Origin of the sequence: uncultured Aquabacterium sp., assembly GCF_913773725.1 — a bacterium.
Classification (GTDB): domain Bacteria; phylum Pseudomonadota; class Gammaproteobacteria; order Burkholderiales; family Burkholderiaceae_C; genus Aquabacterium.
Genome location: NZ_CAJYGK010000161.1, coordinates 82941 through 97285 on the forward strand (window position 1 = coordinate 82941; position 14345 = coordinate 97285).

The window sequence follows — 14345 nt, forward strand, 5'->3', positions numbered from 1 at the left end:
ACTTGATGCTGTCCTCAGTCCGCCACGATGTCCGACGCCCTGCGCCGCCGCCAGCTTTTGTCCACCGCGCTTGCGGCGTTACCGCTCTCCGCGTGTGCTGCGCCGCAGACCTCCTCCACGGCAGGCAGTGCGCCCCAGCCGTTGGGGGCAACACGCGAACACGGCTATCGGCTGGTCAAAGACTGGGACTTCGTCAATGTGATCCGGAGCCATGATGCGTTGCGCAAGGAATTTCACACCCGCTACATCTATGGTGGAGGCAAGCTCGATCATCTGAATGACGAGTGGCAACGTTATCGGGACAACGACAACCATGTCTTCACGCCTGATGGCCTGGCTTTGGTCGCAAGAAATGTGAAGGGGCTCACCTCAGGCGGAATCGAAAGCGGCATGCTTCGATCGCGCTGGAGCGGTCAGTACGGCGTCTTCGAGATCTCGATGCGGTGCCCGCGCGGACTTGGATCGTGGCCAGCGTTCTGGCTGAACCCCCAAGATGCCGTGTGGCCACCCGAAATCGATATTGTCGAGATCGTGAACAACGGCCGGGACACGACCAGGCACAGCTTTCACTTCCTTCACGGCGCAGGGACAAAGAGCCGCCAGACCCGTGTTTCACGGCTGGACAGACACCACCGCTACCTGACGCAGGGTGACTTTGCAGACGGATTCCACACCTTTGCGGTGGAATGGGCTCCGGAGTACGTGAGGCACTATGTCGATGGTGCGCTGATCGTCGACCGGGACTTTTCCTGGATACACAACGACGGTCGAGACGCTGGCGACGCACATGTGCTGGTGAACCTCGCCATCGGCGGCAAATGGCCCGGGCCTCCGGATGCACGTACGCTGCCAGCCCAACTGGACATCCAGTACATCCGAGTCTGGCAACGCTGAATCATGAACAACGCGAACCCTTCTCCCCCAGACTTTGGCGATCGAAGAACAGCTTTGAGGTTGGGCCTCCTCCTGCCACTGCTGGGTATCACTGTGCTACAGCGCTTCGGTTTGACGCTGTCTGCGAACTACGCGCTGCAATCCGCATTGATCGGTACCTACGTGCTGCTTGGCATCGCGGTGGTGCGAGGCTACCTGGAACTGGCGCCTTGGCGCGTGATTGTCATTCTGGCAGGAGGCAGCATCGCCACCCTCAGTCTGCTGCTCAACACGACAGACGCCATGACCCTCGGCAAGACGTCCATGTCGTCGCTCATGCTGCTGCTGGCGATGTATCTGCCACTTGCATTCCGACTCCGGCCGGATCCGCGCAACAAGGATGATCTCGACTGGCTGCTCGACATGCTGGGCAACCTCATTCTGTTGACAGCGATATTCGGTGTCGTTCAGTTCGTCGTGCAGTTCGGATTGAAAGACCCGCTTCTCTTCGATTTCACACCGCTGATCCCCGAGGTTCTGAGAGGCCCGACGGGCTTTAACACCGTCATCCCAGTGGGCAACCTGTTCAAGTCCAACGGGTTCTTCATACGGGAGCCCTCGGGGGCGTCATTCCTGATGGCATTCGGCATCATCCTGGAGCTGACGAGAGGGCGTCGCCCTTGGCGGCTGGCCGTGCTCATCGGAGCGCTGTTGCTCACCTACTCCGGTACCGGGTTGCTTGCCCTGGCGATCGGGCTGATGTTTCCGTTCGGCGTCAAAACCGTCTTGCGCTATGTCGGGGCAGCAGTGGTCGGCGGGGCGCTTCTCTGGGCGTTCGGCGATGCGCTCAACCTGTCCTTTACCTTGGGCCGAATCGGCGAGTTCCAATCCGAGCAAAGCAGCGCTTACATCCGATATATCGCCCCGATGCGCCTGATTGCAGAAACTTGGGAGGCCAGTGCCACGGCGTTCTGGCTTGGCAACGGACCAGGCTCCATCCTGAGAACAGAAGTGGGCTACGCGTTCCACGACCCCACCTGGGCCAAGGCCATTTTCGAGTACGGGGTTCCTGGGCTCCTGTGCTTCGTTGCCCTCTTCGGCCTGATGATGCACGAGTCAGGGCTGGGCTCATCTGTCAAAGCCACCCTGTTCGCTTACTGGCTCATCATGGGCGGGCACCTGCTGACGCCGGAAAGCATTCACCTCAGCTGGCTGCTGCTGGCTTTCGTTCCCGTGGCGCAGAAGAAAGCAAAGCTGCCACATACCGGCCTCGGCACTGCAGCCGCCTTCAGCCCAGCTTTTCCATTACCTCGCGGACGATCTGGTTGAACCGGGCAGGATTGAGGTGCTCCCGCATGCGCGCGTGGCCTGAACGGGCCATGGCTTCCGCGCGATCCGGATGCTGGAGCAAATCAATACAAAACTCAGCGATTCGGGCATCCGAGTCGCTGGCCAGCATGTCGATTCCATCGCGGAACAGTGGCGCAAATGCGTCGATCACGTGGCGGGTAGCAACCACGGGCCGCCCATACTGATAGGCCTCTAGGGCCTTGATGTTCGTTCCGGCCCCCCCGCGCATCGGCACCACACTTGCCGTCACGCGGGCGTAGGCGTCAGCAAGGGATTCGACAAAGCCAAGTACTTCCACGTTCGGCTGCGCGGACCACGCCCGACACTTTTCCGGGCTGCCCTTACCCACGACCAGAAAACGAGCCTGCGGCACCTTTTCGAGGACCTTGGGCCAGATCGCGTCCAAAAACCAGTCCACCGCGTCCTGATTGGGAAGGTAATCCAGCAAGCCGATGAACATCAGGCCTGGAGTGTCCGGCTGAGCGAATACGGGAACCGCCCCTTCTCTCTGAGCCGCAGCCGGCAGATTCGGCAGCACAGAGCCAGGAAGCCAGGGGAAAGCTTGGCGTTCTGCCTCACGGCAAAAGAAATAATGGCGATGATTCAAACCTCCAAGCCGAAGGCGGCCGCGAACGATCAGTCGGTCGTTGACGAGGCGAAGCAACGCCCCGACCTTCATCTTCAAGGTGGCCAGCGTACCCCAAGGAGGATGGAACACGGCATCGTCGAAGTCGACCACAACAGGGACACGGGGCGGTAACTTCAGCTTGAGAGCGGGTTTCACGTAACGGCTGACGATGACGTCGTACGACGTGAAGTCGACATGCTGCGCAACGACGCCAGTAACGTAAGCCGAAGGTAGATCGAAGCGCGGTCTGCCCAGCCAGCCCTTCACGGTCAGATTGAGCTCGATGACTGACACCCCGTCAAGCAAGGTATCGACTCGCTCGGGCGGCTTGGACTCGCCAGGCCAGAAGAAGTTGATTACCACCACTTCTACCTGACCTAACTGCCTCAGCGCCTCAATCAAAAAGCGGCTTCGCTGGGCGGAGCCCCAGCGTTGGTGAGGTGATATATAAGACAGAAATAAGTATTTTACCACGCTAATGCCGCTCGCTTACCACGATATGCTATCGCGTACTCGATTAATATCACCCAAAGAGCCGCGCCAGCACTCACGACGCACCACAAAATGATAATGTGCTCAGGGACTCATTAAGTTAAAATCCACCTAAAAAATTATCTCATTAACTGGACACCGCAACCCTCAAGAATAGGTCGAACCGAATCCCATACGGCCCGTACAGCGACATCCCCATCGCCATCAAAACTATCGAAGAAAACTTGTGCAAAGCTATAAGACCGCTGCTGAAAAACCCCAGAAGAATAGGCCAGAGCAGAACTCCAGAATCCATACAACTCCACCTCAGGGTTCATGGCAACGAAAATCTCCACGGGGACCCTTTTAAACTCTTCAGGGAGAGGGCGACACCCTGGTATAGAATTTACCAACTCCTGAACAGAAACGGGATCGCGAGGATGCGGCTTAAAATATACGGTTTCCCCGCTTGAAGTAAGGCGATGCACGAGGCTCTTGAGAAATTTCAGGTATGTCGCCTCTGCAGCCAAGCCGTCAGTTACCAAGGACTGCGACAATATCAACGAACCTGACAGTTCTCCTCGCTCAGGCGAGCGATCTCTGATTGCTCGCAAAGCTGGTTTTAAGTCGTACCACGGAATACTCACTTCCTTGCCAGGAATATTCTCGAACATGCTGTAGAACGCGTCAAACCCCGAGAGCGGAAAATAGCTAGGCAAGCCGACCCCGCTTACGCCGACTTTCCGAAGAAAAGTCTTTGTAATATTCTTTGCGACAATGTACTTGTTTCCATCGTTCCAACTTGGATGCTTGAAGCTATGCGGCAGGTACAAAGCCAGTCCGTCCTCAAAACCGCAAATTCGACTGGAACGCCTCTTTGCGGCCAAATAAATCTCCACCTCCGACGGATTGAATCTGTTACTCAGGAATACGCTGTCCTCCGGGGAGAAATCAAACCGGGAACCCGATGAAAAGCGCAACGAATCAAATTTTCGCCCACCCAACAACGCATCAATCTCGGAAAACACAGAAGCAAAATCCCCACAGTCAGTGTACTGGATACCAACCGCGTTGTGCAAACCTCGCTCATCCGCGATCAGCTTACACAGGAAATATTGCAACGGGCCGTTGTATACAAAATAATCAGACATTGTCCCTCGGCGCCAAACACCGCCGCCATATCCGAAACGAATAGCCCGGATTCGCGGGCATTCTGTTTAATCTATATTAATTAATCTGCCATGCCGCCCGTGAATCGCCCAAAGCCCTCACATCAGTCAGGATGCAGCAATCCCGAGAGACGCTGGGCGCCTCCAGTCGTAGCGGTCAGGTAGTTGAGGTAAGCCAGATCCTCTTCATAATCTATGTCGAATTTGCAGAACTTACTCGCCAACTCGAAAGCAACTCTATTACCGAGGAATAAAGGATCAAATGCTCGAGGGAAAGGAAAAATTTCACCGCCGAATATACGATACGCTGGCGGACAGTCTTGACGGCGAACCATCGAGCGCTGCTCAAAATTCTTAATAGATGGAGACAAGAGACCGTCTTGGTCAAAAAAAACTCGAGGGTCCTCGGGCGTAACAACACACACGGAAGAGTACTGGCCCGTGGAGAACTTCTTGTAAGCGGACTCAAAGGTCTGTATATCACGAAGAGGATGCGTTGGCCGCAACCAAAGGACATTGGTTGGCAAGGGGATGTTTTCCCGTTCGCACTTCACACGGAAATCCTCGAGGATATCCTCCTCCATAGAAAAATCCATAGAGGCCTCCGCCCCTCGGAGAAAAGGAACGTCCGCACCATACTGCTCGCCCACACTGGCATAATCAGCACTATCTGTAGACAAGATAACGCGGTCGATAAACGACAGCTTTTTGGCGAAATTTATGGAATGCGCCAACAGCGGAACTCCCGCGACCGTCGCCACGTTCTTCCCTGGATAACCCTTGGACCCGGATCTAGCCGGCACTATTGCCCATGTCGTCGACATCTTAACCCCTTCTATATTTATGATGTTCGCTTTCGTTAATACGCTTCTCTGATTCCCCAACTATCATTTCGGTCTCTCTTATGTTATCCACATACTCTTTAAATGCGGGTGTAGTGAGATCCACGGCCACAGCATCAAAGTGAGCCCATTCGGTATTTCCCAGTTTCACATGCTTCTCGAGCATCCTGGCACCTGCTGCGACGGCCAGTGCTGACGCTTTCCACCCAAAGTCGTGACTAGAATAGCCAGGGATGATTCGATCGTGTTTCAGCGACAGGTCGTGGTAGTGCCTGACAACGCCCACATTACAGTCGTGCAACGGCGTTGGGTACGCAGAATTGCACTGCAATAGATAGAGCTGACTGCATTTCGAGAAGTTTTCCAATACGAAGTTCTCGTACTCCGCATCGGTCATCCCGGTGGATAAGACGACAGCGCCGTCATAGGTGTCAGCCACATACTTCAGATAGTCTGTGTGCTCGGAGATGGTGGACGGCAGTTTCACCATCGCAGGGTTGAGGTCCTGCATGAACTCAAACGAAACCTGGTCCAATACCGAGGCAAACCAGCCGATTCCGACCTCATTGCAGAGCTGATCGACAAAGAGGAAATCCTCCTTGGACAATTCAAGCTGGTAGCGATAGTCGGCGAAAGTTTTCCCGAAAGGTGAGACATAAGGGGAGGCGAGCTGTTCGGGGGTGTAGAAGCCGGCAACATCACGCTTCTGCAGCTTGATGAAATCGGCACCCGCGGCCTTACTGGCACGAATCATCCTTTCGAGACGAGTACGGTCACCAAAGTGGTTGGTAGTCAGTTCCGCAACGATCGACACTCTGTTTGGACTGTCTGGGCGAGTTGATGCATGCGGCAATGACGCATTGAGCTCACTGGGCGTCAGGGCGCTGAAGCTTCGGCCGCCAACATGCTTGAGGTTGAGCAGCGAGTCACGCAGAAAGTACAGCGTGTTGACGAAATAGAACTCCTGTACCGAGATGCGAAGCGCGGTTTCTTCTGCATCCTGCGGTGCGAAATCCTTTCCGAGCTTCTGACTCAGCCCGACGCCCGCATTGAAGTCGAACCCGACCATGTAAACGGTTTGCTGCCGCCCTTTGAGTTCAGCAACCTTACGTGCGATCTTCAGTGCAGTGAGAAACAGCACGTCTTCAATGACCAGATCATCGCTCATGAAGCGCTGCATGATCAGATCTGATGAAGCCTGGGTAAGCGGCACGTGAGGGGCCACGTGAACCTTCTTCCCTTTGGCATCGAACTCGTGGCTTGCAACGTACAGGCGCGACCGGAATTGCGACTCTGCCAGCCCCCGCTCCACCCATTCACCGTGAAAAACGGTGATGTCTGCAGGCACGATGCGCTCGGCATCATTGATACCGATCACCAAAGAGCCCTGATAGACCTCAGGTCTGACGTCGTCGACGCTGGGCCCCTTACCGACGATGTAGATCGTATCGGTGCTGTATATCGACGCGATATCGTTGAGAAGGGTCGAGAAATTGTCCATTGAAGACCTCGTCATTGACACGAACCAAGCAGTTATGTTCTAAAGCCAGCATCAGACCCGGAAGAAGGTCCCACGCGTAAGCTCCCTTTGGATTGATGAACCTCGCAAACGAGCCGCGAATCACATTGAGCAGGTTGTAGACCGCGCAGCCTGTTACCCGGTATTCGACCGCATTTCTCAGCGCGTCGACAATCCCCTCGTTGAACGAAGACGACAGTCCAGTGATGCGCGAATACACCGGAGGAACATCGTCACCGGTGATGAGTCGCTCATTCAGTTCAGGCATCATCAGCATGCTGCCTAGATGACGCCCTTTGCGCCAGATGCTGAGCGACACCCCCCACTCCTTTAACCCACTGCAGAAATTCTCAGTTCCATCGATAGGATCCAGAAGCGCAACATATCCGTCCTGAGATGGCGACTGAAAGTCGTAAGACTCTTCCCCCACAAAGACGAGGTCGGGCAGGTGCTGCTCTATGTGAGCGCGGACCAGCCGCTCAAGGAACTGGTCCGAACTGGTAACTGGGCTTCCGTCGGACTTGTAGGTAATATTGTATCGGCCAGCTTGCACCTCGGCCATGTTGTCACTGATAAGCCGCTCGACCGATTCAAGGAGTGCGCGCGTATCCATAATATCCTCAGGTTAATAACTTCCAAGAAATGGGCAGCACGACGACTGCTCCGAGAACGGTAGGCCAGATCATCCCAATTGCATCAAGAAGGGGACGCTTCGAGTCAAAGACGTGCCGCGCCGTGACAGCTCGCGCAACGTAGCCAATGGGTACAGCCAACAGCTTGGCCCCAAGTACGCCCGTCAACCCGAAGACAGACCCTGCAATCAGCATGGCTACCAGCAAAACGCTGTTGTTCGCAATCCCGAGAAGCGCGCCGAACCGGGTATATCCCATCGCGTTCATAATTTGAGTCCCCGGTACGCTCGAAGCTCCACTGCTGACAGTCCAAAGAAGGGGCAGGAGAATGGGCACGACCGCAGTAGCCATTTCCACGCCAACCCAGATCCGCAATACTGGCACCATTAAAAAGAGAAAGACACAGACCCCGAGGGCAGAAAGACCTGAGAACACCAACGTAAATCGCCTGTATGTGGCAGCCAACCAAGCTTTATCTGAAAGTCGACTGCTGGCCTCCGGAAGCAAGAACCCCCCCCCTGCCTGGAGAGCGGCAACCATGGCGTTCGCCACGCCCATCGCCACGGCATAGGCGGAAAGCGCCGTCAGGCTCATTGTCGCTGCAACAATGAATCTGTCTGCCTGAGCCCCAAGAAACCCAAATATGGCCTGGACCCAGACCCACCGCCCAAAGTGAAGCATTTTGCGGCGGAAATAGCGAAGATTGGTGGTCAGGAGATTGGGTGCATTCACCAAGTTGCGAGCCCAACTCAGCAGAATGAACGCAGCCATCACGAAAGTAAGACACACGGCGAACATCGTCGCCCCTGCGTCCTTCGTCAAACTTGCTGCCACTGTGCCAGCAACCGGAACGGAAACACGCAAGCTGCTTTCAGCAATGGCAAATGGTCTGTAGAGACGCAAGCCTTTGATGACGTTCAGTCCGAGACCGGTCAGCATCGACGCTCCGATGGTGGTCACCACAAGAAGACCAAGCATCAGATGAGAAACGCTTCCAGCAACGAGTTCGGTTCTTTCAGAAATAATCGGGTAGAGCGCTGCCACAACGACACCAATCACCCCCACAGCCAGTGATAACAGACAGATCACGGTAAAGCCGGTGGAAAACACGTGTGCCAGTGCTTTAGGATGGTGCTGCGTTCTGGCGATGTACCTCACTACCGTAGGCCCGATTCCGAGGTCCGTCAATGCGCCGGCAGCTACGAACGAATTGAACAAAACAACAAGACCAAACTGCTCCGCACCGAGAAAATGCAGCTGCATCGGAATGGTCAAAAGGACGACCACCTGACCCAGGACCGTACCCAGCGCATTACTGGCAAACAGAGTCGAGAGGTTTTTCCCTCGTCGCCAAAGATTCAACATCAGCGGATTACCCCTGCCAAGCGGAGAGCCTTCATCAAAACCTTAGGACGGGAGCCAGCCGCAAACCGCCAGAGGATCAGTTTCTCAGCCACCCTTCTTGGCGAGGCCAAGACCGCCACGCTCCAAGCAGCTACTGCCATACAGGCCTTGCCATTCAGCCCTTGAGGACGCCGTAAACCTACAAGCAGATCTTTCAGCAAGCGCAGCACAGAATCATCGGACCATGGGTGCATGGACGGAGCGAGCTTCAAGGAGGCAACCCTATACGGCAACAGGGTCAGGCTGTAGCGAATACTGTCGCTTGGCACCTGAATACCCACCTTACTCGCCGTTTTTCTAGCGTACTCATAGAGCAGGCTTGCACGGGTTACTTCCCTACTGAACCGCTGAACATCCAATTCGGAAAACGCCCCGTCGTTCTTCCCGTGAATACGGTAAGAGACGAGCGCTTTAGGAACCGTCAAGACATCACCCATAAATGGCGCAGCCGCAATGCAGCAAGAGTCTGCAGCGCGCCCTCCGGAGTGATCCAAAGGAAATATCTTCTCCAGATACCTGCGACTGTAGATGTTCCCTGACCCCGGCGGTGTGGGATAAGCGCTGGTGGTGGTTACCCATGCACGCACTTCTTGCGCAGAGGGCACGACGTGGTATTGCGGGAGGTAAGACCCCAAGGGCTCCCCGTCACCACTCACGCAGCGCATCTGGAACTGAACCTTGCTGGTGTCATCCGTCCAGACCGCGTCAGCTTCCCTGGCAACCGATGGCTCTACGAAATCGTCGGAGTCCAAGAACAGCACGGCATCGCCGGTACTGGCGGCAAAGCCAGCGTTGCAGGCGCCCACCTGGCCCTTATTTTCCTGAAAAATGGATTGAACCCGGCCCCTGTATCGTTCGATCACTGCACGCGAGTTGTCAGTGGATCCGTCGTCCACGACAATCACCTCGACATCTGGCCAATCGATACTCAGCGCACTCTCGATGGCGTCAGCAATATAGCTTTCGTAGTTGTAATTCGGTATGACGACCGACAGTTTGCGGAAATTCATCTCATTGAGGCCTGAGTCGCCCCACCCTTACGTTTTTGATGTACCAGTCTTCAAGATCACGCAGCACGCCTTTTCGATCCATCACTGGCTTCTCGACGCACCACCAGGAAAAACACGCAAAGGCCACGGCCAGCGGCAGCGACACGGCAAAGTTGAAGTACCAGTTTCTATGTTCGGGAAACAATGCCACTACCGCCTGCTGAATCGGATACGCGTACAAATACATCCCGTAGGAATAATCTCCACTAAGAACCGTTCCGTTGCGGGGCGGATTCAGAAGCCCAAGGTAGGCCGTCACATAGGCAAGCGGCAACGCTGTAAAGCGAATCCCGTTGGGAACGAAGCAGATCAGACTCACGGTCAGGCCGCTGGCGGCCGTGGCCATGCCGAGCGACCAAGAAAGCTTGTCTCGGTAGCGATAGATCAACAGGCCTGCGACGAACGCCATCACGACGGTAGACCCGCCTGCGCCGCCGTAACCCGGATTGGGACGAAGCACTGTGTTAGCGATCTGGGCAGCATAGTAGAGCGCCATAAAAGCCAAGAGCCAGCGCCGGTTTTTAAAGACGCCCGTGATAGCCAGTACAGACAGGATCACATAGCAGACCAATTCGTATGGCACCGTCCACATCTGCCCGTTCACGGAGGTCAGCGGGTTGGCTTCATACACCCCGGGAAGGTGATATTGAACATGGCCAAGCATGTTCCAGAAGTAGTTGTAAAACTGGGCATGAGCAAAGTACTCTCGGAGTGGGAGTGTCGTAAATAGACTACCCAAGATAACCGCCGACAGAATCACCTCGACATTCAGCGCCGGCATGATCCGGAACACTCTCAGCCCAAGAAATGAGACGAGCGTCCTAGTTCGCTCCAAACTGCCCGCAACCAGGAAGCCGCTTAGAGCAAAGAACATCGGAACGATGAGTGTGATCAGGATCCCCTGCGCGCTGTTTACCGTAGCATGCCAAGGAGTCTTGGTACCGGTTAACAACATGGCATGGGCGTAGATCACCCCGGCAGCAAGAACCAGCCGCATGTAATCGAAGCCGCTGGGCCGGAAATTCACCTGGGCCAGGCGCTGTGCGATGGTCGTGGTACTGCTCATGCTTTTTGGTTCAAGTCAATATACCGATGCGCCTGAGCGAAGGCTCGAGCTCAGCCTTCCAAACCCTGTATCCGGCGGGGCTGAGATGGAGCAGGTCAGGCGCAAAATAGGCTGGAACGGGATTGCCCTCGCTGTCAGACAAGGCCGTGTGCAGATCGACCACGACGACGCCGTCTCTGGAAGATGCGAATTGTTTGATGCCTTCGTTCAGCTCGGCAATCCTCGCGGGGTTGACTGGCGCAGCGGCGTTCAGGCGGGGCGGTACCGTGCAAAGAACCAGCGGGGTGGTGGGCAGCCTCTTCTTCAGCATGCCGGCCATCGCGGAAATGTTGCGCAAGGCCACTGAGGGCGCCTGCAATGCGCTCAGATCAGCAGATCCGGCCAGCATCACAACCGCAATCGGATTCAGGTCCAGCACGTCCTCGCCGAATCTGAAAAGCATGCCGCGCGTCACGTCACCGCCAATACCCCGATTGGCCGTCTTCACCTGGGGGAAGTCTTTTGCCAGGGTGGACCAACCGCCTGTCAATGAGTCGCCCACGAAAACCAGTGCCCGCTGATCGGCGGCACGTCGGGACCAGAAGTGCGCACGATTCTGGTTCATGTAATCGAACACACGGATTGCGCCTTCTCCAGGCCAATCGACTTGGCGCGAGGGGTACGGAGTCGGGCCGCTCTGCTGCGCACGAACCGACGCACCCGAGCCAAGGGCGAAGCCCCAGGCGAGAAGGTGGCGTCGCGTGCACCAGTAAGCGCCGTCAGTGCTCATTGATGACCATGCCAGCAAGACGGATGCCACTGCGAGCCATGCCCATACCGAGCTTCTCCAGGCCGTCCATCTTGGTGCGGTTGCGCCGCCCGATCACAAGCGCTGCACCGCATTTGGCTGCGATGACACGCGAGTCGGACCCGTTGGTTGCACCCGGGGTGTCGACCACGACATGGTCGAATTTGTTCAGCAGATCGTTGATGAGCAAGCCGAAAGCGGGACGCTGCACGAGTTCAAGTGGGTTCGGCGGGACCGTGCCCGCCGGCATGACGAAAAGACTGGGAAGATCCGAGATCTGGTGAATGACGTGAGACTCCTCTCGCCCCATCAGGATAGAGCTGAGGCCCACATCATTCCGGATCTTGAAGACTTCATGCTGTCGAGGTGTCCGGAGATTGGCGTCGACGAGAAGGGTCTTCGCACCAAGCTGGCTCAGGACCACGGCCAGGTTGGCGGAGAAGAACGTCTTGCCGTCGCCAGAGTCAGGGCTGACGATGGCCAGTGCTGCCTTGGGCTTGTCTGGCGTGAAGAAGTCCGTCAGCAACTGGCTCCGCAGATCCCGGAATACTTCAGATTGCTCGCCGAACGGGTCGATTGCCGCACGGAGTTCTTCGGACAACTCACGTTCGCCTTTGATGGCGTACGGGTAGTGAAACTGTTGCGAGAGGGCCCAGAGCACTTCGTCGTTGTTGGCGAAGTTGAGCGCGACAGCGGATTCCCCAAAACGCAGGTTGTTGGCTCGCTGGTACAGGACGATCTGTTCGATCTGCTCGTCGGTCAAGCCCTTCGAGCGGCGCAAGACGTCGCCAATGCTGGAGTCAGCGCTCGTGGACAGTGCAAGTTCGCCTTCGGAGGGTGCACGGTCTGCCGGGTTGTTGGTACTCATGTGGTTTGACTCTGGTCGTTCGGTACGAATGTCTTGCTGGCAAGCAGCAAAGGCTCAGCGGGCGAGCAAGCGATTGCGAGAAACCGAAACCTGTTCGACGATGCGGCCCGTACGCAGGCTGCCGGGCTTTGCGCTGGCATCAGGCAACACGGCCAGAACCGGCAGCCCGAGCTTGCTTGCTACTTCCTGTTCGCCACGCAGCCTCGGTGTCACAAGCTCAAGCAGCAGGCTGGTTGCGATGGCCAGCAAGGTACCCAGCACCAAGGCGACGGCCAAAGTCAGCTTGACATTGGGAGACGATGGGAAGGCAGGGGCACTCGCGTCTCGCAGCATGGAGACGTTCGTCTGATTGTTCTGGCTTTCCAGGCTGGTCTGGCTCACCCGGGCCATGACGAGGTCGTAGTTCCGTTGTGCATGTTCGACCTCGCGTTCAAGCACGGCCATGTCATCACGGCCAGCCTTGAGTCGGAGCACCTTCGCTCGTTGCGCGTCAAGTTCGGCTCTGACCTGCGCGAGACGGGCCTGGTTGATGTCGGTGGTCACGCCAACGCTGGACGTGACACGTCGCGTTTCGGAATCGATGCGGCGACGCAACTCCTGAATATTGGCGCGCAGTTCGACGACGGAAGGGTGCCGATCACCAAATCGCGCATCCATTTCCTGCAGTTTGGCCTCCTGACGAGCCAGATCCGTTGTCAGGCCCACCAGGACGGGGTTGGACAGCGCTTCCGTTGTGCGGTCCCCGCGCTGCTCGGCAGCGGCCTTGCGGCTGACGGATTCGCTGACGATGGCCTGAAGGGACACCACTTGGCTGGAGAGTTCGTTCAAGCGTGCATTCTCGACATCGAGGCGCTCGTCAGTCGACGTGATGCCGCTCTGCTGCTGATACGTGGACAGCTTTGCGCGGGCCTTCTCAAGCGCGTCGCGGGCCTGCCGGGCACGGTCATCGAAAAAGTTGGTGTACTGCTTTGCGGGCTCGACGCGGAGTTCCAGGGTCACATCCATGTAAGCCTTCACGATCGCATTCGTGACAAGCGCGGCAAAGGCTGGCTCGGTCGCGGTGTAACTGACGCTGATGATGTTGGAATCCTTCGACGGCTTAACGTCGAGTCGGGACTGGATCAACTGAGCCAACCACGCTTCGAAGTCGCCCTTTCCACCTGTGGCGTCATTCCACTGCGCGCGCACTTGCCGGTTCTCGGTGATACGGATTGCACGCATGGCGCGTTTGACGACCCGCTCGCTCCGCACGATGTCTGCCTGGGTCAGGATGACACTTGAGGAGCCAGTCAGAGGCACCACATTGCCATTGATGGGATCAAAGGCGCCGTTATTGCGCCCGTCTACCAACACGGTAGCGGTGGCGGTGTACTGCGAAGGCAGCAACAGGACCGTCAGGCCTGCGGCAATCAGCACGGCAACCAAGATGCTCACGCTGAGCAGCCAGCGGGCTTTGAGGACGAGAACAAGCTGCTTGAAGGTCATGTTGAATGCTTAGATGGACGAGGTGCGAGCGCGCGACATGAATCTATCTCTTTCCCGGCACGTAACGCGTTGAAAGTTGCGTGCCAGGACGCACGCCCCTCACTACGGGGGGGCGGAAGAAGCCTCCGCACAACTATGTGAGCATCGCAGGACACACGGCTAACTTCTAGCAACAAATTGTGACAAAGTCCCGGCTGTGCGG

Annotated in this window: 13 protein-coding genes; 2 read left to right on the forward strand and 11 right to left on the reverse strand. The window is 56.6% G+C overall.

The features are described from left to right. The first annotated feature begins 27 nt into the window (after nt 1-27). Both QZ709_RS20960 and QZ709_RS20965 read left to right on the forward strand, forming a co-directional pair. On the forward strand, nt 28-894 hold the full coding sequence (locus tag QZ709_RS20960; RefSeq protein WP_294639488.1) for a glycoside hydrolase family 16 protein: 867 nt from the start codon (nt 28-30) through the stop codon (nt 892-894). A 3-nt stretch (nt 895-897) separates the two neighbouring features. Further along, nucleotides 898-2202 carry a hypothetical protein gene (locus tag QZ709_RS20965; protein ID WP_294639489.1) on the forward strand — a complete coding sequence of 435 codons (1305 nt, stop codon included), beginning with the start codon at nt 898-900 and terminating at the stop codon, nt 2200-2202. Here the strand turns inward: QZ709_RS20965 and QZ709_RS20970 are convergent. The 11 genes from QZ709_RS20970 to epsF all read right to left on the reverse strand — a co-directional run bounded on the left by QZ709_RS20970 (nt 2162) and on the right by epsF (nt 14143). Continuing rightward, complete coding sequence (locus QZ709_RS20970; RefSeq protein WP_294639490.1) at nt 2162-3253, reverse strand: glycosyltransferase; 1092 nt, start codon at nt 3251-3253, stop codon at nt 2162-2164. The two genes, QZ709_RS20965 and QZ709_RS20970, sit on opposite strands and share 41 nt — an antisense overlap. Before the next feature lie 209 nt (nt 3254-3462). Next, nucleotides 3463-4473 carry a polysialyltransferase family glycosyltransferase gene (locus QZ709_RS20975; protein WP_294639491.1) on the reverse strand — a complete coding sequence of 337 codons (1011 nt, stop codon included), beginning with the start codon at nt 4471-4473 and terminating at the stop codon, nt 3463-3465. A 122-nt stretch (nt 4474-4595) separates the two neighbouring features. Beyond that, nucleotides 4596-5315, reverse strand: coding sequence for an acylneuraminate cytidylyltransferase family protein (locus QZ709_RS20980; RefSeq protein ID WP_294639492.1), 720 nt, complete (start codon nt 5313-5315; stop codon nt 4596-4598). A 1-nt stretch (nt 5316) separates the two neighbouring features. Further along, entirely contained in the window at nt 5317-6834 is a 1518-nt protein-coding gene (locus QZ709_RS20985) for an N-acetylneuraminate synthase family protein (RefSeq protein ID WP_294639493.1), read from the reverse strand. Next, a complete protein-coding gene (locus QZ709_RS20990; RefSeq protein ID WP_294639494.1) occupies nt 6761-7465 on the reverse strand; it encodes an inositol monophosphatase family protein in 705 nt (234 codons plus the stop codon). Before QZ709_RS20990 ends, QZ709_RS20985 begins: the two co-directional genes overlap by 74 nt. Nucleotides 7466-7472: 7 nt before the next feature. Continuing rightward, complete coding sequence (locus QZ709_RS20995) at nt 7473-8849, reverse strand: oligosaccharide flippase family protein (RefSeq protein ID WP_294639495.1); 1377 nt, start codon at nt 8847-8849, stop codon at nt 7473-7475. Next, nucleotides 8849-9898 carry a glycosyltransferase family A protein gene (locus QZ709_RS21000; protein ID WP_294639496.1) on the reverse strand — a complete coding sequence of 350 codons (1050 nt, stop codon included), beginning with the start codon at nt 9896-9898 and terminating at the stop codon, nt 8849-8851. The genes QZ709_RS20995 and QZ709_RS21000 overlap by 1 nt, the downstream gene beginning before the upstream one ends. 1 nt (nt 9899) lies before the next feature. Further along, nucleotides 9900-11003 carry an acyltransferase gene (locus tag QZ709_RS21005; RefSeq protein ID WP_294639497.1) on the reverse strand — a complete coding sequence of 368 codons (1104 nt, stop codon included), beginning with the start codon at nt 11001-11003 and terminating at the stop codon, nt 9900-9902. 10 nt (nt 11004-11013) lie between these two features. Then, nucleotides 11014-11619, reverse strand: a complete 606-nt coding sequence (locus tag QZ709_RS21010; protein ID WP_294639498.1) for a GDSL-type esterase/lipase family protein — start codon at nt 11617-11619, stop codon at nt 11014-11016. Nucleotides 11620-11761: 142 nt separating this feature from the next. Further along, nucleotides 11762-12658 (reverse strand): polysaccharide biosynthesis tyrosine autokinase, encoded by an 897-nt coding sequence (locus QZ709_RS21015; RefSeq protein WP_294639499.1) that lies wholly within the window; start codon nt 12656-12658, stop codon nt 11762-11764. Between the two features lie 54 nt (nt 12659-12712). Then, complete coding sequence (gene epsF, locus QZ709_RS21020; RefSeq protein ID WP_294639500.1) at nt 12713-14143, reverse strand: chain length determinant protein EpsF; 1431 nt, start codon at nt 14141-14143, stop codon at nt 12713-12715. Nucleotides 14144-14345 lie beyond the last annotated feature (202 nt).